Here is a 23164-nt window from a genome sequence, read left to right on the forward strand (position 1 = left end):
CAACATCGGACACGAAACATCATGGCATACTCCGACCTTGCGCCCATACGCAGTCTCAGAACCCACGACGTCTTCTTCATGGTTGTTGCGGCCGCCGCACCGCTTGCCGCAGTCGTCGGTAACGGCGCTCTCGGGGTGCTGCTCGGCAACGGAGCCGGCATGCCGAGTTCCTACCTTATCGCCGGGCTCGTGCTTATCCTCTTTGCCGTAGGCTTCGTACGGATGAGCCCCCACGTCCAGGGTGGAGGCGCATTCTACGCCTACATCCGTCATGGCCTGGGACGATATCTTGGTGCCGCTGCCGCGTTCGTGGCGATTGTCGTCTATCTTGCGATGGTTATCGGAAGTGCTGCCGGATTCGGCTTCTTCGCCGGGCTCTTCGCGACGGAGAATCTCGGCATCGATTTGCCTTGGTGGCTGTGGGCAGGTGTGGTGATCCTGATCGTCGCCGTTCTCGGCTATCGGGAGGTTGCCCTTGGAGCGCGGCTCCTGTCGGTCCTCCTCGTCCTGGAGGTGATGATACTGGTCGCGCTGATGATAGCGGTGTTTTCGCCCTCATCTTCGGCGCCTGTCAGTTTGGATTCTTTCGTGGCTCCGAACATTTTCAGCGGCTCGCTCGGCATCGGTCTGATGTTTGCGTTCGTCTCCTTCCTGGGGTTTGAATCGGCGGCAATCTACAGTGACGAAGCGCGTGATGGACATGTCACCGTAGGGCGGGCACTGGTTGCCGCAGTCGTCTTCATCAGCGTCTTTTACGCGCTGGCAATGTGGTGTGTGGTCTGCGCCTTCGGCGCCGACAAGGTGGTGGCTGCCGCAGCCGAAAATCCGGGAACGCTGGTGTTCCGGGCGTTCGCGCAGTACACGCATCCCGCTTTGCTTGTCGCAGCCGAATTTCTGATGGCAACCAGCGCCTTGGCTGCAACGGTCGCCCTGCACAACGCCGGCTCGCGCTACCTCTTTGCGCTTGGGCGCGAAGGCATGCTACCGGCAGGGCTTGGCAGGCTGCATGCGCGGTTCCAATCTCCCCATGTCGCGAGCCTCGCTGTCAGCTGCATAACGCTCGTTGCCACGGCCCTCTTCGCCGCCTGCGGTGCAGATCCGCTGCTGACCGTCCTGTCCAGCACGTTCGGCCTGGCGGCTCTCGGCATTATCCTGCTTCAGGCCGTCACTTCGCTTTCGGTCATCTTCTTCATGTCGCGAAGCAAAGGCCACACGGGCGCCAGGCTTATCAATCTCGTCATCGCTGTTCTTGCAACTGCGGGCCTGACCTCTGCGGCTGTACTTGTGCTCGCCAACTACGATACGCTGACCGGCGACCTCGGCATTCTCAACCACGCGCCGTGGCTCATTCCGCTGGCCGCATTGATTGGTGCGGCAATCGCCGGCAAAAGGGCCTGAACAACCGGCCAGAGAATGCGCACGAGCCGCTACGAAATCACGTGCGATCGACGCAAGGCTTCCGCTCGCCGGGAGCCTGTAACGGTTTGTGTCGATCTACGCGACCTTACGAAATCTCTTTGTCCCCTTCGGCACAGTTCGCTCTCCCACCAAATCCGATCTCATCGCCCCACTGCAATGGCTGACTGGAAGGCTGTGACGCTCGCGGCTTGAGACCCGTTGCACTCAACACCGCCTCCTCCTGCTCAATTTGCCGGTACCGCGCCTGACGCGATCGGAACACGGTGGTCCCAGATATCTTGGCCCACTGTTGCGACGCTGCCCGCGTCCATCGCTGCTTCCACGGGAATGACAGCCTATGTGTATCGATTTGTCAGATAGATATCATCTAACAATATAGCCTATGCCGATGCATCAATCGGCGTCATATATGGGTTGCAAACACGGAGACAGCCGCAAACGTCGACCTCCGAAACAACCAACCCTCGAAAGCAGGAGTATTTGAAATGACCAAGATCACTCTCACCGCAGCCGCCGTCCTCATCAGCATGGGCACCGCTTTCGCCGATCACGACCCCGCTCCGGCCAATGTAAGCCAGTCGGCTGCCGCCAACGTCGACAGCACCGTCACCGCCTCGATAAAAAAGTCCGACGTGGCTGTCCAGAAGCTTGAGGCCCGCGGCAGCGACCGCAACTTGTTCGGCCGTTGATCGGTCCGATGCCTAACCTTCAAAGCGGCGGGCTTGTCCCGCCGCTCTGCATTTCACGGTGAAACGTCGAGCAAGGCCGAGGCATTGTGATTGTTCGGATGGCCAAAAATAGCGCCGCGACAGTGCCTGCACATGGAGCCTCTGAACCAGATATGATCGACGGCCTTGTTGATCTCCGTAGGCCGATGATTAGCGATTTCGGTCGCCAAGCTGATGTTGGGCAATCAACTAACACACGCCTTGTCGATGCCGTTTCCGAATGAGGCCCGTAATGTGGCCTTCACCCCAACGAACTCGAATACGTCGAAAAAAGACCGCACGTTTACGGCACCCGAGCGTCAATAGGACCGCGGCCCCGCCGCGGCCTCGTTATCGAGTATGAGACAGACGTCCAGCAGTTACCTCGCCCTAGACCGCGCCTTGACCAAGGCGGCTACCGGCAACAATTACGCGGTTGTTGCCGCACCCTCATGCGTCGGCACATGCACCATGTTACTTCCTCCGTTTTGCCTCTGCCCTCGTTTCGCTCGCTCGTCCCGATCGAACTGCATCTGGTGCCTCCTCCAAGGCGTCCTTGCACATTGCCGAAACGAAGACGGACCACCTGTCGGCAAAGAGTTCTTCTGGATGCAGGGGGGCACCGCTGGTGTCGTCGTGTAACCGGACACGGTTGTTGGCTCCCTCCAGCAAGTCCACGAGGATCTCACAGATGACTGAGGGATCTCCATTGCGAACAAGACCCGCAGCCTGCGCGGCGCGGATCGTCTGCTTCAGCGGCTCCAGGGAGGCCTTGGACCAGATGGCGAGTTGGCGGCGCAACGCGCCGGAAAGGGCAGCCTCTGCGCTGACCGAGAGATAGAAGGCGGCATAGTCGCGCGACGACCCGATCTCGAAATAGCGCCGGGCGGTCATCTTGACGGCTTCAAGAGGAGCCATCTCGCCGCCGGACGCCGATAGCAGCGCGTCCTTGAACTGGCTGATATCACGTTCGACCACGGCCTCTAGCAAAGCCCCTTTGTTGGGATAGCGGCGATAGATCGTGTGCTTGGAAACACCGAGTTGGAGGGCGATCTCGTCCACCGATGTGTTGGCGACCCCTTTTCGGCAGAAGGCAGTACGCGCACCGTCGAGGACCCGATCATCCATTGCGGCCGCCTGCTCCCTGGTCGGTCGGCCACCCGGTTTGCGCTCACTCAATGCCATTCGCCTGCGTTATCCGTTGCGCGCCAAAACGGCACGAGAAGGTTGCGTTATCTTCCGTCGCTTGGTAACAGCACCATATCGTGCCGTTAAGCACAGTTCAAGCGAGGTCCTGCGTACATGTCGTCGATCACCTTATCCCAGCTCGCCTGGGCGACGCCGGACGCCCGCCCTGTATTCTCGGGTCTTGACCTGAACTTCGGTTCCGAACGGGTCGGGCTCGTCGGGCGCAATGGCGTCGGCAAGACCACTCTCCTCAAAATCATAGCCGGCGGATTGCAACCGCTCTCGGGTAGCGTTTCCGTCAACGGAACCCTAGGCCTGCTGAAGCAGACGGTACAGGTTGGCCCACACGAAACGATCGCGAGCCTGTTCGGCGTCGCCGATTCCATCGCCGTGCTCCGGCGAGCCGAAGCCGGCGAAGCCAGCATCGAGGAGCTGGCCGAAGCCGACTGGACTGTGGAGGAACGCATCGCGGCGGCGCTTGCAAAAGTGGGGCTCGACGGAGACACGAGCACGCCTCTTTCGGACATGTCCGGTGGCCAGAGAACCAGAGCCAGCCTGGCCGCCGCAATCTTCGCAGAGCCTGACTTCCTGCTGCTGGACGAGCCCACCAACAATCTTGACCGCGCCGGGAGGGATGCTGTCATCGGCCTGCTCGCCAGTTGGCGGGCGGGCGCCATCATTGTCAGCCACGACCGCGAGCTTCTCGAGCATATGGATGCAATTGTCGAGCTAACATCGCTTGGCGCTGCTCGCCATGGCGGCAACTGGAGCCAATATCGCGAACGAAAGGCTGTTGAGCTGCAGGCGGCGGAACACGATCTCGCCCACGCAGAAAAAAGGATCGCGCAGGTCAATCGGAAAACCCAACTCGCCGCCGAGCGGAAGGATCGTCGTGACGCAGCTGGTGCGCGCAAGAGCGCCCGGGGCGATCTCCCGCGTATTCTACTGGGTGCCCGGAAGGACAACGCTGAGGCTAGCGGAGGCGAAAGCGCGCGGCTGGCCGAGCGCCAGAAGCAACAAGCGCAGGAGGCAGCGGCCGCAGCGCGCGCCAGGATCGAGACGCTCCAGCAAATGGCAATCGTCCTTCCGCCAACGGGACTGGCCCCAACCCGGACGGTCCTGACGCTGGAGAAGGTGACGGCCGGCTACGATCCGGCCCATCCGCTTGTCAGCAACCTTTCGCTTTCCGTGGTTGGTCCGGAACGAGTGGCGATTGTGGGTCCGAATGGTTCTGGCAAGACTACTTTAGTCAGGGCGATTACTGGCCAGATGCAGCCGCTTGAGGGAAAGGTCTCGGTCGCTGTCGACTTTGCGTTGCTCGATCAGCGCGTGAGCGTCCTCGACCCTGGGGCATCGATCGCCGAGAATTTCCTGCGCCTCAATCCGGGCGCAACCGAAAATGCCTGCCGGTCCGCGCTTGCCGGCTTTCTGTTCCGCGCGGATGCCGCGCTTCAACGCGTCGGCACGCTCAGCGGTGGCCAGGTGCTTCGCGCCGGTCTTGCCTGCGTTTTGGGTGGTCGCAATCCGCCACCGCTACTTATTCTTGATGAGCCGACCAATCATCTTGATATCGACTCCATACAGTCGATCGAAGCTGGCCTCGCCGGCTATGACGGAGCGCTGCTCGTCGTCAGCCATGACGAAACGTTCCTCACAAACATCGGCGCTGAGCGGAGGGTTGAACTGTCGGCGCCTCAATAAACGGCCACCCCCGGCCGGATCCGTCGCAGGCTCTCTACAGATGGGGTATCCGTTACTGGCTCGAACTGCTTAAGTGCTTCGCGCCTTGCAAACGACGCGTCAGCCAGAAATGACACGTGGATGAGAACCCTGCGCGCTCAGCAGCCTCCTTGCCCCACTAAAAACTTGCGACACGATCAGGCGATCTACGCCGAACCAAGAACGCAATCAGATGCAGAGAGACAATATCTGAGTTCTACACTATCGTCCGAGCGACCACTACACTCAGCCTAGCTGGTAAAAACGATGGATGATCTTCCCTCTACTAGAACAATCTCGGAAATCATTGGCCTCATCTACGACTGCGCGATCAACCCCAAGCAATGGGATCTCGCGCTCGAAGGGATCAGGGCGCTGTTTCGATCCCAAAACGCTCAGTTGCTGATGTACGACCTCGAACAGCGGGGCGTAAAACTGATGAAAAGCGTGGGGGTAGCTCCTTACTGGCTGGAGAGGCAGTTGGAGTATGCCTCGGAAGTTGCCGACTGGGAGCGCCTGCCGCTGGCCATGATCCTGCCGCTCGACGAGCCGCAGGTTATGTCGCGGCACCTGCCACCGGAACTGCGGCAAAGCTCGCGCTATCTGTCCGAATGGGTGGCGCCGCAAGGTTTAGTCGACAGTATCGGGCTTGTCCTCATGCGCAACCCTTCCCGGCACGCTCACATGGGCATGGGGCGGCATGTGTCGGCCGGTTGCATTTCTGACCGGGAGGTGGAACTTGGGCGGCTTCTCGCCCCCCATGTTCGTCGTGCGGTGACGATCAGCAACATTTTGGACGTCCGTTCGATTGAGGCGGAGGCAGCCAAGGCGGTGTTCGATACACTGCGGGTGGGCGTGGTGCTAACCGACAGCAAGGCGCGCATCCTGCATGTCAATGCCGCGGCCGAAGCTATGCTGCGGGCAGGCAAGCCGATCCGCAGTGCTGCCGGTACCATACTGACCAACCTGACCTCCGCCACGGCTGAGCTTCACGCCGCCATCGAACTTGCCACACGCAATGAGGCCGAGTTCGGCAAGACGGGGCTTGCAGTGCGACTGACCAATCCGGGGCATGCGCCGGTACTGGCCAGTGTTCTGCCGATACGGCCGGGTGTCGTGCGGCAGCGGCTGGAGCCGCTGGCGGTGGCGGCCGTGTTTGTCAATCCGGTCGGCAACGATGCGAATGGCGCCGAGGCCATGTCGATCGCCTTCGACCTCACCCGAATGGAAACGCGCGTGCTGACCTCGTTGTTGGCTGGCCGCACGTTAGTCCAAAGCGCGGCCGAACTGGGCATCGCGTTCGCCACGGCAAAGACGCATCTTGGCAACATCTTCGCCAAGACAGGAGTGTCGCGACAGGTGGAGCTAGTGCGTCTGGCCGCGCAGATCGCCGCGCCGGTCTGGTGCAGTGACGCCTTGCCGGTTCGTCCCGAGACGTGAAGAAAGTGGTCGGGCGCGATTGCCCTGGGCACCTAAAAGCGTTCGCTGATCCTGAGACGAATTTGATGCGGCTGTGTCCCGTTTTGGCCGACTGATGTCCCGTATTCAGTCCCTACCGTAAGATCTTGGCCGACTTTGATGTCCGTCCCCAGACTGAAGGTTGCAAAGTCATTTCCAGTACCAAGTGCCTTCAGTTCGTAGCTAGTCGCAGGAATGTCCGCATAGCCCAGCGTGGCCGCGCTATTCCCAGCAAAGTCGTGACCGTATTCAACGCGGGCGCGAGGTTCCAAGCTCCCCCAGCCCGTATCGATCTTGTAGGCAAGTCGCAGACCGAGGAAGCCCGTGAACGTATCGATCGATTGTGAGCCGTAGTGCAGATCAGCCCAATCCGCACCATTTTCGGTAAAAGGATCCAGCACTGATCGCGAGACGGTGAGACGCCCGTAAGGCGATATCAGCAAGCCATCCTTGGTGTATTCGTAACCAGCTGTCAGCGAGCTGAAATACTGATGACCGTCACGTGATCCAAGGGCGAAGCTCTCGGTGTCGGTCGCAAAACGTCGGGAATCGAAGTTCAGTTTACCGTATCCAGCCAGGCCATCGATGAAAATCTGTGGCGTCGGGTGATAGCTGCCATAGAGCGCGACGCTGTATGCGCTGCCATCGCTCTGCGTTCCGCTATCGCCAATCCGGCTTCGATCGCTGCCATAGCCGAAGCCTACGCCGGCGGTGAAGGACTGACTGAAGCGGTAGTCGATGCCTGCGCTGACACCCACCGTGGTGTAGTTGAACTTTTGACCCGATGCCCCGAGATCCATCGATCCGAAATTGACAAAGCCTCCGGTCCAGACCGCAACGGCACCGCCCCCGAGAGGTGAGCACCGGTCAGTGCTGTTGTCATCGGCTTTGGCTGTCGGGTCCGACTTGGCTCCCCCCATGTGCGGTTCCGAATTCCTGCTTGCAAGGCCGGAATTCTGCTGCGCGGTGTCGTCCTGCCGGCTCTGGGACGCGCCTCGGCTGTCGCTGATCGTCAATCCCCACTGGTTTTGCAGGCAGTCTCCTCCGTGAAGCTGCTCCAGATGATCGTTGAAGTTGGAAATCTGCGTCGTTGCAAATCGCTTGGCTGCTTCGGTCTGGGCGTTCACCAGCCCGATCACGTCCGGATCCTGGGAGGGGTCCTTGCGGGGCGTCACGATGAATGTCACCGTCCCGGCTGGTGAGGTGCCATAAGCACTGCTGAGCGTAAAAGTCGCTACCGCAGTTCCCGCAAAGTCGGGAGCAGCTGTGAATTTCAGCTTGTAGTGGCCTGCCTCAACGATTTCGGCGACGACCATTTCCGACGCCGCGGCCGTTTCGCCCAGCGTAATGGAGGCGACGCCCGCTGAAGATGGAGACAGCGAAATCAGCTGAGCCCGGGTGAACGGACCACCTGTGGCGCCTTGCGTCAGATCGACTGTCGCCGAGGTACCCGTAACGACGGTGTCGCTGGTGGAAACGACGGTGATGACCGGACCGGAAACCGTCAGACTGTAGGTGATCGAACCCGTCGCGGAATTAACGTCCGTGGCTGTAATCGTAAAGTTGCTCGATTCCACAGCCTTGGGCGTACCACTGAGCTTGCCAGTCAATGCATCGAAGGACAGTCCATCCGGAAGCGCGCCGGTAAGGGCATAGCTGTATGGCGCCGTTCCCTCTGCTGCGACAACCATCTGGCTGTAGGCAACGCCCGCAGTGGCGTTGGGAAGGCTAGCCGGCATGAAGCTCAGTGTCGGCAGAACAACCGTCAGCATGAAGCCGTTGCTGGCGCTGGCATTATTGACGTCGGTTACCGTCACGGTGAAGGGCGTTGCCGCCAGTGTGGCGGTCGGGGTCCCCGTGACCTGGCCGGTCGAGGTATCGAACGATAGCCCGGCGGGAAGCGACGGCGAGATACTATAGGTCAAGGGTCCCGTGCCACCAGAACCGGCGACCGGCGCGAAAGCGGTGGCGGCATGGCCGAGCGTCAGCGTGGTCGAGGAGGCGGTCTGTGTAGCGCCTACCGCTCCATTGACCGTCAGGCTGAAGGTTGCGCTCGCTGTGGCGCCGTTGATGTCCGTTACCGTAACCGTGAAGCTGGTGGCTGGAAGCTGCGCTGTCGGCAAGCCGGATACTTCGCCCGTGGCCGCATTGAATGACAGTCCCGCGGGCAGCGCCGGTGCGATACCGTAGGAGAGCGAACCCGTCCCGCCCCCGCCTGTAACCGGCGTGAAGGCGGGGGCAGCATGGCCGAGCGTCAGCGTGGCCGAGGAGGCGGTCTGCGCGGCGCTTACGGCTCCATTGACCGTCAGGCTGAAGGTTGCGCTAGCTGTGGCGTCGTTGATGTCCGTTACCGTAACCGTGAAGGTAGTGGCTGGCAGCTGCGCTGTCGGCAAGCCGGAGACTTCGCCCGTGGCCACGCTGAATGATAGTCCCGCAGGCAGCGCCGGTGCTATGCCGTAGGAGAGCGTTCCCGTCCCACCTCCGCCTGTAACCGGCGTGAAAGCCACGGGGACATGGTCGGCCGTCAACGTCGTGGAGGCCACGCTCTGGGTCGCGGTCAGCGCTCCGTTCACGGCCAGGGCGAAACTTGTGCTGGCGGAGGCGCCGTTGACGTCGGTTACCGTCACGGTGAAGGTCGTTGCCGCCAGTGTGGCGGTCGGCGTACCAGTGATCTGGCCGGTCGCCGTATTGAACGACAGCCCGGCAGGAAGCGACGGCGAAACGCTGTATGACAGCGCTCCTGTGCCGCCGGAGCCCGCGACCGGCGCGAAAGCAGTTACCGCATGGTTGGCCGTCAATATCGTGGACGGAATCGCCGTGGTCGCGGTGACGGCGCCATTCACCGTCAGGCTGAAAGTGGCTGTCGCAGTCGCGCCGTTGGCGTCGGTCACTGTGACCGTGAAAGGCGTCGCCGGCAGCGTAGCGGTCGGCGTGCCCGAAACCCTCCCGTTGGCACTATCGAAGCTCATACCGGCCGGCAGCGACGGCGACACGCTGTGTGAAAGCGGCGCAGTTCCGCCGCCGCCGGTGACCGGTATAAACGGCGTCGCCGCGTGGTCGACTGTCAACGCTGTCGAAGTCACGGCCTGGGTCGCGGCGAGAGACCCGTTGACCGCAAGATTGAAGGTCGCCGTGGCGCTGGCACCGTTGGCGTCGGAAATGGTCACGGTGAAGACACTCGCGCCAATGCTCGCAATCGGCGTGCCCGATACCGTTCCGTTCACCGTGTTGAAATTCAGACCAGCCGGTAGTGACGGCGAAACGGCATAGGACAGCGCGCCTGTGCCGCCCGCCCCCGTTACCGGCGTGAAGGCCTGCGCCGTGTGGTTGGCTGTCAGGGTAGCCGACGCCACGGATTGGGTCGCCGTGACGGCGCCGCTCACAGTCAGGCTGAATGTGGCCGCCGCCGTCGCGCTGTTGGCGTCAGTCACTGTGACCGTGAACGACGTCGCCGACAATGTAGCGGTCGGCGTGCCCGAAACCGTTCCGTTGGCCGTATCGAAGCTCATGCCGGTCGGCAGCGACGGCGACACGCTGTATGAAAGCGGCGCAGTTCCACCGCCGCCGGTGACCGGTGTAAACGAGGTTGCCGCCTTGTTCTGCGTTAGCGTAACCGCGGCGACAGTTTGAGCCGCTGTCACAGCGGGATTGACCGCGAGCGTGAAACCGTTGCTCGCGCTGGCGCCGTTGACGTCGGAAATGGTCACGGTGAAGACACTCGCGCCGGTACTTGCGTTCGGCGTGCCCGATACCGTTCCGTTCACCGTGTTGAAATTCAGGCCAGCCGGTAGTGACGGCGACACCGCATAGGACAGCGCGCTCGTACCGCCCGCCCCCGTTACCGGCGTGAAGGCCTGCGCCGTGTGGTTGGCTGTCAGGGTAGCCGACGACACGGATTGGGTCGCTGTGACGGCAGCGTTCACAGTCAGGCTGAATGTGGCCGCCGCCGTCGCGCTGTTGGCGTCAGTCACCCTAACCGTGTAAATCGCCGCGACGGAGGCAATACTCGGCGTACCTGTGACGGTGCCGTTGGCCGTATCGAAGCTCATGCCGGTCGGCAGCGACGGCGAGATGGAATAGGCCAGCGCCCCCGTGCCGCCGCTGCCAGTGGCCGGCGTAAACGGCGTCGCTTCCTTGTTCTGCGTCAGCGCGACCGAGGCGACAGATTGGGTCGCCGTCACGGCTGGGTTGACCGCAAGCGTGAAACTGTTGCTCGCGCTGGCGCCGTTCGTATCGGTCACCGTGACGGTGTAGACCGCCGCGACGTTGGCTGCGGCCGGCGTGCCGGAAACCGTTCCGTTGGCCGTATTGAAGCTCATGCCAGTCGGCAGCGACGGCGAGATGGAATAGGTCAACGCCCCCGTGCCCCCGCCACCGGTAACCGGCGTAAGCGGCGTCATCGCCTTGTTCTGTGTCAGCGTGATCGAAGCGATTGCTTGTCCCGCCGTGACCGCCGGATTGACCGTCAAGTTGGAAGATGCACTCGCGGTGAAGGAGTTGGCGTCGGTCACTGTCACGGTGAAACTGGACGCCGTCCGGACAACGGTCGGCGTTCCCGTGATGAAGCCGTTGGCGTCCATGCTCAGGCCATTCGGCAAGGCCGGCGAGACGCTATAGCTCAAAGGCGCCGTGCCACCCAATCCCGTGACAGGCTTGAAGGATGTGGCGGCGCGCCCCAGCGTGAGCGATGTGGACGCGATCGCCGTCGTCGCGGTCGGCGTGGCTATATAGGTGAACTGGTCCGCAGTCACCGTCGACGACGTGCCGCCTGCGGTGGTGACCATCACATCCACCGTGCCTGCCGCGCTCGCCGGCGCGGTCGCCGTGATCGATGTTGCCGAGTCGACGGTAAAGCTGGTCGCATTCGTCGCTCCGAACTTCACTGAGGTGGCGCCGGTGAAATTCGTGCCGGCGATCGTTACCGAGGTCCCGCCTGCGGTTGGGCCCGATGTCGGCGAAATCGATGCTACGGTCGGAGCCGGAATATAGGTGAATTGATCGGCCGCGGAAGTTGCCGAGATCTGGGAGCCGTTGGCCACGGTAACGTCCACCGTGCCTACGCCAGCCGGCGCGGTCGCCGTGATCGAAGTGGCCGAACTGACGGTATAGCTGGTCGCATTCGTCGCACCGAATTTCACGGCCGTGGCGCCCAGCAGGTTCGTGCCGGTGATCGTCACGGAGGTTCCGCCCGCCGCCGGCCCGGAAGTCGGTGAGATCGACGTCACCGTCGGGACAGGCAGATTGACGGTGATGGTGAAGGGCTTGTTGGCGGTTGTTCCGGGACTACAGTCGCCAAGAACCGCACAATTCGCGTACCAGAGCGGGATCGTGTCAGTGCCCGGCGACATATACATCGAGGTGAGCTCGATCTCGTATTCCGGGAACCCGTCGATGCTCCAATCGTCAGTCTCTATCGGCGTGATCTTATAGGAGGCCGCCGACGTCTGCGCGAAATAGGGCTCGGTCCGGGTCGAATAATAACCGGACATTGGAAGGTTCAGGGCGTTAGCCCCGTTTACGCCGTAAAGCCCCCACTTAACAAAAGGGTTGCTGACGCAAAGCCTGACCGTATCGTGGACGCCCGATAATGTAACCGTTGCGCTGTTTGACCCGGTGGTGACGTCACAGGCATTCGCCGTGGCGGCCATGCCGAGCAGCAAACCGGCGACGAAAAGGCCAAGCCGCATGAGACCACACGCCGCCTCGAGCCACCTCGAACCGGCGCTAGCGGTCTCGACCACAAGATACCTGGAATGCTGACCCGAGATCCGGCGAAAAATCCCCGCCACAAACAACAACAATGTGAACGTGCCCCTGTGCCCGCATGGCGGCTGGCTCCAACGAGCCGTCTCCGCCCAATTCCAATGACGTCACGTATCAATATTCATTCATAGTCAGCGTCCCCGCCTCGGGACGGAGCGGTGAGACCCGAGGTCAGAGCCGTAGAGAAGAGCAGCGTCGAGACGACCGAATGGCTTGCTTGGGGCCCGCGCCCATACTGAGCCTGACCATCTACTGCCTTCGCTTTAGACCCGCTCTGGCCGGAACTGCTGCGGCGCAATCACCCTCACGATACGCCGCTTTTCCCTTCATGCCGTCACCATAGCCTCCCGGTTCTTGCTCGGTGCAAGGCATCCAAGTTCCGCAATATCAACGTGCGCGTTGAAAATCACGCTTTCCTAAATCGACCCTGTCAAAAGTTGCTCCATCTGCAAAATTGGTAACATTCTACGCAAAACCGGGCCCACGCGTCGGCCCTGAAGCAAGCACCGAACATGCGGGGTTCCCCGCATGTTCGATGCTTGGGCATTAGGCCATGAGGACTGTTCAGGGAACCAAGACGATCGAGCCGGTCGTCTTGCGCGCTTCCAGATCGCGGTGAACGTCAGCAACATCGGCAAGAGGACGCTGGGTGATGCGGTCCGTGCGAACGTCCCCAGCCAGTATACGCTGGAACAGCTCCGCCGAACGCCTCTCAAGATCGCCGCGCGTAGCGATGTAGTCGAACAGCATCGGTCTGTTCGCCGATAGGGAACCCTTCGCAAGATCGGACAGCGCAAAACCCTGTATCGGGCCGGACGATTGGCCGAAATTCACGAACATGCCAAAGCGCTGGAGACATTGAAGCGAACCGCGCCAGGTGTCGTTTCCGACGCTGTCGTAGACGACGGCGCAGCCCTCGCCTTGCGTCAGTGCCCGCACCTCGGCCACGAAATCCTGTTCGCGATAGTTGATGACCTGACTGTAGCCGTGTTGCAGCGCGAGAGCGACTTTTTCGGCCGAACCGGCGGTTCCGATCGCGACCGCGCCCAAAGCCTTCAGCCACTGGCCCAGCAGCAGCCCGACCCCGCCCGCCGCCGCATGAACCAGCACCGTATCGCCGGGCTTCACCGCATAGGACGACGTCACGAGATATTGGGTGGTGAGGCCTTTCAGCATGACGCTTGCCGCCACCGCGTCACTGAGGGCCTCCGGAATGCGGACGAGCTGCGATGCGGGAACATTGCGCTCATCCCGGTAGGCACCGTGTCGCATGACGTAGGCCACGCGGTCGCCCGAGGCGAAATTACTTACCCCCTCGCCGAGCGCCTCGACGACGCCGGCGGCTTCCGCCCCCGGGATCATCGTCGATTCAGGCCAGGGATAGAGCCCGCTGCGGAAATACACGTCGATGAAATTGACGCCTATGGCCGTGTGCCTCACCCGCACCTCGCCCGGCGCTGGAGGCGGCGTGTCGATGTCCGTCCAGACGAGTGTCTCCGGCCCGCCCGGTTGGCTGGCAACGAACGCTTTGCTCATGACGTTTACTCAGCTATTGACATCGAATTCCGGATCGACCGGAATCTGCAAGGCGGTGACGATATGGTTCGTCTGCGCCGCCAGTCCGATTACCGCCAGAAGCTCAGCATGTTGCGCATCGCTCATGCCCTTGGCGCGAGCAGCGGCCGTATGCGAGTGAACGCAATACTGGCAGCCATTGGCCGTCGAAACGGCGATGTAGATCATCTCCCGCACCAGCGGATCAAGCGCTCCGGGGGCGACCATCACCGCCTTGAGCTGTTCCCAGACGCGCTTCAGATTGACGGGATCATTGGCCAGACCGCGCCAGAAATTATTGACGAAATCCGACTTCCGGGTCGCGCGGATGTCGTCGAACACCGCCTTCACCGCCGGGTTGGTCTCGACGTCAGCGTCGCTCCAGAGTTTCACAGTAGCCATGGCATTCCCTCCTTTAGGCGTGCGCCCATTCCCAGTAGAGCGCGCGGGCACGGCGCGTGAACGGACCGTATTCGAGCGCCCCATCGTCAAAGCCGATCACCGGAACGACCTTGCTCATATTCCCCGTTGAGAAGATTTCGTCAGCCTCACGGAAATCCTCCACCGTCAGCGTCGTTTCGTGGACCGTGACGCCAGCTGCGCGCAGAAGCTTGATGACACGCTGGCGCGTGATCCCGTTGAGGAAACTGCCATTTGGAACGGGCGTCAGCACCTCACCACCGCGAACCATGAAGATATTCGAGGTCGCGGTTTCGGCCACATTGCCGAGCACGTCGGTGACGAGCGCGTTGTGAAAGCCCTTGGCCTTGGCCTCGCGCAGCATGCGGGCATTATTCGGATAAAGGCAGGCTGCCTTGGCGTTGACGGGCATCACCTCGAGGTAAGGCCGACGGAAGGAGGTTGTGGTGATGGTAAAGCCCTTGGGCTCGACCATGGGGATGGCTTCGAGGCACAGCGCGAAGTCGGTGGAAGACGCTAGCGGCGCAACGGTGCTGGTATCGCCGTCCTCGGCCCAGTACATCGGGCGGATATAGACGTCGGTTCCGGGAGCGAATTTCTTCAAGCCCTCGCGCGCCAGCGCCTCGATGTCGCCGGCGGACAGGATTGGCTCCAGACCAAGGGCGCGGGCGGATGCGTTTGCACGCGCCGAATGCAGGTCGAGATCGGGGGTGACGCCTTCGAACAGGCGCGCACCGTCGAAGACCAGGGACCCAAGCCAGGTCGCATGCGAGGCCGCGCCCAGAATGCGCACGTCACCCTCGCGCCATTCGCCCTTGTAGTATGTCCAGATCTGTCCCTTGTCGGCCACTTCTCTACCTTTCTTTACTTCCGGCCATGCACGTTTTCAGTGCACCGCCGCATACATGATTTTTTCTTCCGTCGCCTCGGCGGGCGAGAACTCCTCGACTATGCGTCCCTGCCGGCTCACCAGGATCCGGTCGGAGAGGTTCATGATCTCCGGCAGGTAGGAGGAGATCACCACCACCGCCAGACCGGCGTCCGCCAGCTGATTGATAAGCTGGTGGATTTCTGCAATGGCGCCGACGTCGACGCCTCGCGTCGGTTCGTCGAAAATGACAATGCGCGGTTTCTGCACCAGCCCCTTGCCGATGACCACCTTCTGTTGATTGCCGCCCGAAAGCTCCACAACGCGGGCGTTGTTGTTGATGGCGCGGATGTTCAGCCGCTTGATCCACTCGGCTGAAAGATCGTGCATCTCCTTCATGCTGACGATGCTGGATTTCTCCCTGTCCGCAGCCAGAAGCCCTGAAAACAGATTTTCAGCAATCGACATGGTTTCGAAGAACCCTTCGCTCTTCCGGTCTTCGGTGATGTAGATGATGCCGGATTTCACCGCCTCGCGCGGCACGTAGTAGCGCACCGGCTTGTCGTCGAGTTCAATCGTTCCGCCGCGCAGGAAATCCCGTTTGTAGATGCCGGAAACAACCTTGAACGTCTCGGTGCGGCCCGAGCCGATCAACCCGAACACGCCCGTGATCTGTCCTTCAAAGATAGAGAAGGAATTGTTGCGGACCATATTCCCCATGGAAATGTCCTGCACGGACAAGATCTTCTTGCCGGGCTTGCGCAGGCGCGACGGATCGCGCTCACGATAAAGCTCCGCCGAAAGGGAGCGCCCGACCATCGCCGCGACGATTTTTTCGCGGTCGAAATCCGCTACAGGGCCGCTGGCTACCAACTCGCCGTCCCGCAGGATCGTGATCCTGTCTGATATCGTCAGCGCTTCCTCAAGCGCGTGGCTGATGAACACGATAGAGACGCCCCTCGCCTTCAAACGCCGGACCAGCGCAAAGAAATGGCGCTTTTCTTCGGGCGTGAGCGTCGCCGTGGGCTCGTCGAAGATGATAACTTCGGCGTTGTGATGCACGGCGCGCGCGATCTCGACCATCTGCTTCTTCGCAGCACCCAGCGTCTCCACCATCGCCGTCGGATCGACGGAAAAGTTCAACGACTGCAAGAATTGCTGCGCGGAAATATAGGTTCCCCGCAACCGGTTGAGAAATTTCTCCGACCCAAGATAGAGGTTCTGCGCGACCGTCATGGACGGCACGAGGCTGGTTTCCTGAAAAACCATCGCGATGCCAGCTTCCAGCGCCTCGTTCGGCGAGGAAAAACGGACGCTTTTTCCCTTATGGGTGATGGATCCGGCGGTGGGCTCGACCACGCCCGCGATCATTTTCGTCAGCGTCGACTTGCCAGCCCCGTTCTCGCCGAGCAGGGAATGGATTTCTCCGCGCCCAAGACGGAAATCCACGTTCCTGACCGCCGGCACGCCACGATATTCCTTTGTGACGCCACTCATTTCGACAATGACGTCGTCAGCTTGAACCATCAATGCACCTTTTGCTGCGCGATGTCGGCGGACCCTGCGTCGACGATGCAATCGCCGCCCCTGCTGGCGACCAGCAGCCGGCCGTTCAGCTCGACGGCGCTGCAGGTGCCGTGCCGATGGCCATTCGCCCGACTGTGATAGCTGAAAAGGGGCTGGAGATTCTCGTCCAACCGCACCGCCAGCCCATAGGAGCGGCTGGGCGACCAGGGCTTGTGCACACCCATCGTCTTGATGCCGCCGCATTGCAACGGCTCCAGAAAACTGCGGCTCGAGGAAAGAGCAGGCGCGATCCAGAATTCACGCGGCACCTGCTCGATCATATCAATACGATAATGGGTTTCCTGCAAAACAAGCTCGATCAGGCGATTGCGCGGCGCAAAGAACGCCAGCCATGCGCCGCCGCCAGGAGCGGGCGAAAGCCGCGCTGGATAGCCCGGAAGCTTGTCAGCAACGATCCGTCGCGCGCCGTTTGCGCCGTCGAGACGGACCAAACGATGCTTCCAGCTTTCGCTGAAGATGACGCCGCCATCCACCGGCAGCAATCCATAGGGAAAGGCCAGTCCGGAAGCGGCCTGCGAGAACTGCGCTCCGCCGGGGGGGCGCTTCCAGATCGAGCCCGACGCGCCATGCCGCATCAGGTCGGAGGACCAGTTCGCCATGGAATAATCGGCGGACCCGTTAGCGAGCCACAGTGTCCCGTCGGCCGCGAAGGCCAGCGCGCTGATGCAGCCCACCCCGACAGGCAAGGTTTGCTCCACGCCGTCAACGAATAGCTTTCCCGTTTCGAGCGCCACGGCCAGTTTGCCCGCCGGATCCAGCGCCAGTGCCGTCACGGGCGCGGGAAAACGCGCAACCATCTCCTGCTCGCGCCCCGCCGCGAAGCTGTAAATCGCATTGCCGCTGCTGGCGATAAGCTTTCCGCCGAAAGCCACCAGATTGTCGGCTTCGCCCAGATCGGCAAAGACGCCGGCGTCGTCCAGCAGCGTGTTTGGCCGGAACGCGCCGTCGAGCGGCGGTATGGTGACGGCCTTGCTGCGGAAGAGATCGAGGATTGGATCGAAGATCATCGCTTTTCCCCCCAATAGGAGACAGGGCTAGTCCAGTCCGGATCCGCTCCCGCGATCTTGTAGCGGCCGATGCGGTTATTGAGGATCCCGCCCACGAAGAGATGGCCCTTGTGCTCTCGCATCGAGGTCACCATGGGATGCGACACGCCGCAAAGATCGCCCAGCGTGTCGATGATCCTGCCGTTCTCATCGAACTTCACTACGCCCCCCGTATTGATGTTGGGGAACAGCCATTCGTCCTGCGGCAGACGGCGCGTCATGCGCTTGCGCATGTCCGGGTGACGCAGCGAAAGGTCGAAGCTCGGCGTACGCATGCCAAGCCACGCCATCCAATACGTGCCGTCGGAGGCGCGGTTGATATTGTCTGGGTAGCCGGGCATGTCCTTTATGACGCATTCGGCTGTTCCCGCCTTCGGGCCCTCCAGCCAATAGCGATGCACTCGGCAAGCCCAGCTTTCGGCGAAAAACAGCGACTTGCCGTCATGCGCCATGCAGACGCCGTTGGTATAGCGATAGCCGTCAAGCAGCGTTTTGGTTGATCCGTCCTTCGGATCGTAGACAAGCAGGCGTCCGGTCGGACGGTTTTCGATGGAATCCAGCGCCCAGTCGTGAGCGTCGTAACGCTTGGTGGAATCCGTGAAATAGATGCGCCCGTCTGGCGCGATGTCGCAGTCATTGGGGTCACGCAGACGCGCGTCGTCGACAATGGAAGTCCACGAGCGCGCCGTTTCGGCAGAGAGCTTTTTGACCTCGCGCTGCGGCGAAATGGAATAGAGCCCCATCGCGCCCACGCAGGAGATCAGATTGCCGTCGCGGTCGAAGGCAAGCCCCAGGGGGAAGCCGCCGACATGCGCGAAAACCTCTGAACGTTTGTAGTCGGGCGCGAAGAAGCGAACGATTTCACCGTGGCGCGTTCCGCAATAGAGGTTGTCGTCGCGATCGAGGATGACGTCCTCCGGCCCTTCCAACTCGCCGAGCCCGATATGATCGGTTTCGGACAGGCGATCGTCGAGTTCGTAGGGTGTGCCGGACCCCGGCGCAGCGGACTGCGTCTCGCCCATCTTGAGATAGACCGGCGCGACATAGACTTCGTTGAGAACCTTATGCCGGTTCTTTAGCCAGCGAATGTCAACGGTGACGGCCACCGCAAGCATGACGCCCAGAACAAGCTGCGTGGTGCCCGTGCCGTAGCCGAGCCGGATCAATCCGTTGGTCATGACGAGAACGATGATGGCCCCCATCACACCCTTGACCACCGAGCCACGACCGCCGCCGAGGCTGTTGCCGCCAACGACCGCTGCAGTAAGCGCCAGAATTTCAAGGTTGAGGCCCGTACCGGGACCGACGCCGCTCAGACGGCAGGCGATCAGGAAGCCCGCGATGGACGAACAGAGGCCGGAGAAAACATAGGTGAAAAAGACCGTCCGGCGCACCCTTATGCCGGCGTTGTGGGCGGAGCGCCGCGAACCGCCCACGGCAAGAACGTGCCAGCCAGGACGGGAGCGTGTCAGGGCGACATGCGTGACGATCGCGACCAAGATCGCCGCCAGGACGGAAACGGAAAGGCCGAAAACCGTCTCGTCTCCAATGAAATCCCAAACATCGGAGGATGCGGCCGACGTCTGTACCTGAGCGGCGAAATTCACCACCAGAATGTCATAGATCGCCCGCCCGATGATGAAGGTCACCAGCGTGGTGATGAAGGCACGCAGACGCAGATAGCCGATCAGATAGCCGTTGATCGCGCCACAGAACATGCCCGTGGCGATGGATGCGAGTAAGGCCAACCAGACCGGCTGTTCAAAGATGAAGAACGTCGCCACGGCGGAAAAGGCGGAGAGCGCAAAGATCGACCCGACCGAAAGGTCAATGCCGCCGCCCAGCATCACCACTGTCAGCCCCGTGACCACCAGCGAGAACTCGCCCAGTTGCCGCGTGGATTCCTGAAGGGACGACACCTTGAAGAAGCCCGAGACGGCGGAGCCGAAAATCGCGATCGTCGCCATTAGCACGGCGAAGGGAATGGCGTTGTCCGTCCATCGCTTGGTCAGGACTTCGCCGATCAGGTGATCGGGGACCGCATTGTAACGCCAGGCATGGATACGTTCGCGTAACGACATGAAGCTTTCCGAAAACAAATGCGACAAGTGACCGCGAGCCGCGCGGTCACTTGCTCAGGGGCGGGAGCGTGGCTTACTGGGCCTGCGCCTGTAGGGCCTTCACGTCCCAGCAGCTCGCCGGCGTCAGGTCTGCCTTGGTGGTCGCCTTTTCGAGCGTGTAGATATAGGTGTGCGAGGTTCCAGCCGGCTGGCCGCTCTGCAGCAGGAACTTGATGATCGCGTTGATGTCGCCAGACTGCCGGGCGAGATCCGTCATTACCACCGCGCCATAGGTTCCGTCTTCGAGTCGGTCGCAATCCGCAGTCTTTTCGCCACCCCCGGTGGTGACCAGATGCACCTTGTCCTGGAGCTTGGCGTCGCGGATCGCCGCCGCCGTCCCGGTCGCATCTCCGTCCCAGAAATCGACGATGCCGCAAATGTCAGGATGCTGCTGCAGGATCGTCGTGGCGGCGTTGCGCGCCGTGGTGGCGTCCCAGTTGGAATCGGGCTTGGCCACGACCTGGAAATCCGGGTTCTTTTCCAGAACCTTCATCACGCCCGCATATTGATAGAGGCTCGACGCGTTGACTTGATCACCTTGAATGAGCGCGATCTTTTTCGACGAATTCGGACCGCAGCCCTTGATCACCGCCTCGGCCTCAAGCTGTCCGAGACGATCCCAGTCCGAACCGATAAAGGCGTCAGTCGCGTAGTTAACCGGATTGTCGATGGTGATCACGTAGATACCCGCCGCCTGCGCCTTCTTGAACAGTTTGGCGTAGGAATTCATGTCCGGCGACTGCACGACCAGCACGTCCGGCTTGGTGTCGGAAGAGATCGCTTCGGTGATCGCCTGTGCCCCGGCTTCGGCGCTCCAATTTGGGTCCCGCGTCTCGAAAACGCCGCCGAAACCTTCGACCTCGCGCTTGAGATAGGCGGCCCAGCCCTGCGCCAGATCGAAGCCCATTGTCATCGGAACAAGCAGAACGCGCTTGCCCTTGAGGGCGTTTTCGTAGGCCGCCGGTCCCGGATCCTCGGCGGCGTGCGCCACCTGCGCCACCAGCGCTGTGGACAGAATGGCCGTTGCGGCCAGAATTTTCCTGAAGAAATTCATGATTTCCCTTCTCCTCTCGTCCGGCGCTTTGCAGGCCGGTTCTGAAATTTGGCTAAATGTCGCCCTGTTGCGCCGTCTGTTCGTCGCGTGGGTTGATGACGCCGTCGATGACGATCGCCGCCAGCAAGATGCTGGACTTGATGAGGTTTTGATAAAGTAGCGGGATGTCCAGAATGGTCATCGCGTTAAGCAGGATGCCGATCAGCGCAGCACCCACCAACACATTGCGCACTCCCCCCTTGCCGCCGGACAGGCCGATGCCGCCGATGACCGCCACCAGAACGATGTCGTATAGAAGTGTCGAGTTGACGACGCGCGTGTTGATGGAATGGAGACTAGCGGCTGTCAGAAGTCCCGCGACAAAGGCAATGAGCGCCGACAATACATAGCGCAGGACCAGCATCGGACGCACCGGAATGCCCGAATTGCGCGCCGCAATAGGGTTGTCGCCAGCGTAATAGACGTAACGGCCCCATTTGGTGAAACGCAGGAAAGCGAAGATCCCGAGGCTCAGGGCCGCAAAGATGAAGACCTCGACGGGAATGTCGAAATAGCGCAGCCCACCGAAGACCTCCAGCCAGTGATCTGAAGGAACAGGTACCGCGTCCTGCGTGATCAGTTGCGAGCGGACATAGCCGAACACGAACGACCCGCTCGCCAGCGTCACGAAGATCGCGGGGACGTCCGCATAGGCAACCAGGAACCCGTTGAGAAGGCCGATGCCCACGACGCCTGCCAGGACGAAGGCGAGCGCGGTGCCGTCCGGAGATCCCTCGCCAAGCAGTTGCAAGTACCAGGCGACCGACATGGCCATGACGGCGACGGTCGACAGATCGATGCCGCGCCCGATGATGACGATGGCCATGCCCAATGCAAGGATGCCCAGAACGGAGACGGAGCGCACGATGGCGATCAAATTGTCCGGCCCCAGGAACCCCGGCAGGCCAATGGCGGCAGCGACGAACAGGGCGGCGGCGAGCGCCAAAATGATCCGTTCTTGATTTAGAAAGCCCCAGCCGGATTTCTGCATGTTCGCTCCCCCTTCGACCTTACGCGTATCTTCGCGCTTGCGGTTCGAAAGTCGAAGGTAACAGCAGCAAAATCAATTCGTCCAATGAATAGTTTTGCCAATTATCGATGCGATATTGGAATAGATATCCGTCACAATGCTCCAACGGATCATTGGGGCTAGAATGAACGCCGTACGACGGAGGCAATAGGTATCGTGGTCGCTAACGGTGAAGCGACAGACCGAGGCCTGGCGGCAGTTTCAAGAATGAACCTGAATCTGCCTCTCGCATCACCACAATGCATCTTGCAAGTTCTCGGCAACGATGTGGTCTTTCAACGCCTGTACGAAACGCACGCCGTAATCTGGCAGAGGGGCTGCATAACTCCACATGGCACAGATGTCGAAATGAACCGTCTGCCCCTTCAACGTGATAGATCGGCCGACAAGCGGCGGCCCGAATTTCACTGCCGAAGAAGGCACGACCGCCACGCCGATCCCGCCTTCAGCCATAGCGAAGAGCGTATGCGGCGAATAGCTTTCAAGTACAATGGTCGGTGCCGTTCCCGCCAGCTTGCAGGCGGCGTCGAATACTTCGCGCGACGCATGACGCTGATTGAGCGTCAGGATTGGCAGATGCAGCAGGTCAGCCATCTCCACGGGAGACGTTTCATTTGAGAGAAATTCCTCGGTCGCCACCGCGAGGAAGCCTAGCCGGCCTAGCGAGACCGTTTCGAAAGGGTCTATGGGGGACATGGGGCGGGCGCTGATCGTCAAATGCACAGAGCCGGCGCGCAACTTTCCAGCGAGTTCGGGGCCGCCGCCATCTTCTATGCGGATGCTGACGCCGGGATTTTCCCCTGTCCATTTCTTCAGAAATGTTGGCAAGTAGCGCTCAATGAGCTGCGAACAGGCCCCCAGTTTGAGCACGCCGCTCTCGCCACTCCCCAAATTGTCGGCTAGAACCCGCAAGCTTTTGTCCGCAACGACCACGTCATTTATCTTGTCCAAGAGAGCGTCGCCATGGGCCGTCAAGCGCACATTCCGACCGCTCTTCTCAAACAGTTCCACACCTAGATAGTCTTCGAGGCCTTTGATCTGGCGCGACAGTGCCGATTGGGTGATATTCAGCCGTTGCGCCGCCAGCGTGAAGTTCATCAACTCAGCTGCGGCAATAAAACCGTTGAAGTTGCGGATATCCAAAAAGCCAACCTCCTGCGCAAACCCGCAAATGGAAACTGCGGGGGAGCGG

The 23164-nt window shown here is 61.1% G+C and carries 15 protein-coding genes; 4 read left to right on the forward strand and 11 right to left on the reverse strand.

Annotated features, from left to right (window positions below):
- The first annotated feature begins 21 nt into the window (after nucleotides 1-21).
- Nucleotides 22-1398, forward strand: a complete 1377-nt coding sequence (locus M2281_RS18920) for an APC family permease (RefSeq protein ID WP_280822731.1) — start codon at nucleotides 22-24, stop codon at nucleotides 1396-1398.
- A 506-nt stretch (nucleotides 1399-1904) separates the two neighbouring features.
- A complete protein-coding gene (locus M2281_RS18925; protein WP_280822732.1) occupies nucleotides 1905-2108 on the forward strand; it encodes a DUF680 domain-containing protein in 204 nt (67 codons plus the stop codon).
- A gap of 492 nt (nucleotides 2109-2600) precedes the next feature.
- Here the strand turns inward: M2281_RS18925 and M2281_RS18930 are convergent, their stop codons facing one another.
- Nucleotides 2601-3311, reverse strand: a complete 711-nt coding sequence (locus M2281_RS18930) for a TetR/AcrR family transcriptional regulator (protein ID WP_280822733.1) — start codon at nucleotides 3309-3311, stop codon at nucleotides 2601-2603.
- A gap of 117 nt (nucleotides 3312-3428) precedes the next feature.
- Between M2281_RS18930 and M2281_RS18935 the strand changes: the two genes are divergently transcribed.
- Both M2281_RS18935 and M2281_RS18940 read left to right on the forward strand, forming a co-directional pair.
- Complete coding sequence (locus M2281_RS18935) at nucleotides 3429-5015, forward strand: ABC-F family ATP-binding cassette domain-containing protein (RefSeq protein ID WP_280822734.1); 1587 nt, start codon at nucleotides 3429-3431, stop codon at nucleotides 5013-5015.
- 285 nt (nucleotides 5016-5300) lie between these two features.
- Nucleotides 5301-6473, forward strand: a complete 1173-nt coding sequence (locus M2281_RS18940; protein ID WP_280822735.1) for a helix-turn-helix transcriptional regulator — start codon at nucleotides 5301-5303, stop codon at nucleotides 6471-6473.
- A gap of 32 nt (nucleotides 6474-6505) precedes the next feature.
- Here the strand turns inward: M2281_RS18940 and M2281_RS18945 are convergent, their stop codons facing one another.
- The 10 genes from M2281_RS18945 to M2281_RS18990 all read right to left on the reverse strand — a co-directional run bounded on the left by M2281_RS18945 (nucleotide 6506) and on the right by M2281_RS18990 (nucleotide 23115).
- A complete protein-coding gene (locus M2281_RS18945) occupies nucleotides 6506-11980 on the reverse strand; it encodes a putative Ig domain-containing protein (RefSeq protein ID WP_280822736.1) in 5475 nt (1824 codons plus the stop codon).
- An 838-nt stretch (nucleotides 11981-12818) separates the two neighbouring features.
- Nucleotides 12819-13790, reverse strand: coding sequence for a quinone oxidoreductase family protein (locus M2281_RS18950; protein ID WP_280822737.1), 972 nt, complete (start codon nucleotides 13788-13790; stop codon nucleotides 12819-12821).
- Nucleotides 13791-13799: 9 nt separating this feature from the next.
- Nucleotides 13800-14210, reverse strand: coding sequence for a carboxymuconolactone decarboxylase family protein (locus M2281_RS18955; RefSeq protein WP_280822738.1), 411 nt, complete (start codon nucleotides 14208-14210; stop codon nucleotides 13800-13802).
- Between the two features lie 13 nt (nucleotides 14211-14223).
- Nucleotides 14224-15078 carry a branched-chain amino acid aminotransferase gene (locus tag M2281_RS18960; RefSeq protein ID WP_425537750.1) on the reverse strand — a complete coding sequence of 285 codons (855 nt, stop codon included), beginning with the start codon at nucleotides 15076-15078 and terminating at the stop codon, nucleotides 14224-14226.
- Nucleotides 15079-15114: 36 nt separating this feature from the next.
- Nucleotides 15115-16623 (reverse strand): sugar ABC transporter ATP-binding protein, encoded by a 1509-nt coding sequence (locus M2281_RS18965; RefSeq protein ID WP_280822848.1) that lies wholly within the window; start codon nucleotides 16621-16623, stop codon nucleotides 15115-15117.
- The gene (locus M2281_RS18970) at nucleotides 16623-17690 is read right to left on the reverse strand and encodes a hypothetical protein (RefSeq protein WP_280822739.1); all 1068 of its coding nucleotides are present in this window, start codon (nucleotides 17688-17690) and stop codon (nucleotides 16623-16625) included. The genes M2281_RS18965 and M2281_RS18970 overlap by 1 nt, the downstream gene beginning before the upstream one ends.
- Nucleotides 17687-19810 (reverse strand): ABC transporter permease, encoded by a 2124-nt coding sequence (locus M2281_RS18975; protein ID WP_280822740.1) that lies wholly within the window; start codon nucleotides 19808-19810, stop codon nucleotides 17687-17689. Before M2281_RS18975 ends, M2281_RS18970 begins: the two co-directional genes overlap by 4 nt.
- 73 nt (nucleotides 19811-19883) lie before the next feature.
- The gene (locus tag M2281_RS18980; protein ID WP_280822741.1) at nucleotides 19884-20903 is read right to left on the reverse strand and encodes a sugar ABC transporter substrate-binding protein; all 1020 of its coding nucleotides are present in this window, start codon (nucleotides 20901-20903) and stop codon (nucleotides 19884-19886) included.
- Nucleotides 20904-20955: 52 nt separating this feature from the next.
- Nucleotides 20956-21933, reverse strand: coding sequence for an ABC transporter permease (locus tag M2281_RS18985; RefSeq protein WP_280822742.1), 978 nt, complete (start codon nucleotides 21931-21933; stop codon nucleotides 20956-20958).
- Between the two features lie 270 nt (nucleotides 21934-22203).
- Nucleotides 22204-23115, reverse strand: a complete 912-nt coding sequence (locus tag M2281_RS18990; RefSeq protein WP_280822743.1) for a LysR family transcriptional regulator — start codon at nucleotides 23113-23115, stop codon at nucleotides 22204-22206.
- Nucleotides 23116-23164 lie beyond the last annotated feature (49 nt).

Source organism: Pseudaminobacter soli (ex Li et al. 2025) (genome assembly GCF_029892515.1).
In the GTDB taxonomy this organism is placed as follows: domain Bacteria; phylum Pseudomonadota; class Alphaproteobacteria; order Rhizobiales; family Rhizobiaceae; genus Pseudaminobacter; species Pseudaminobacter soli_A.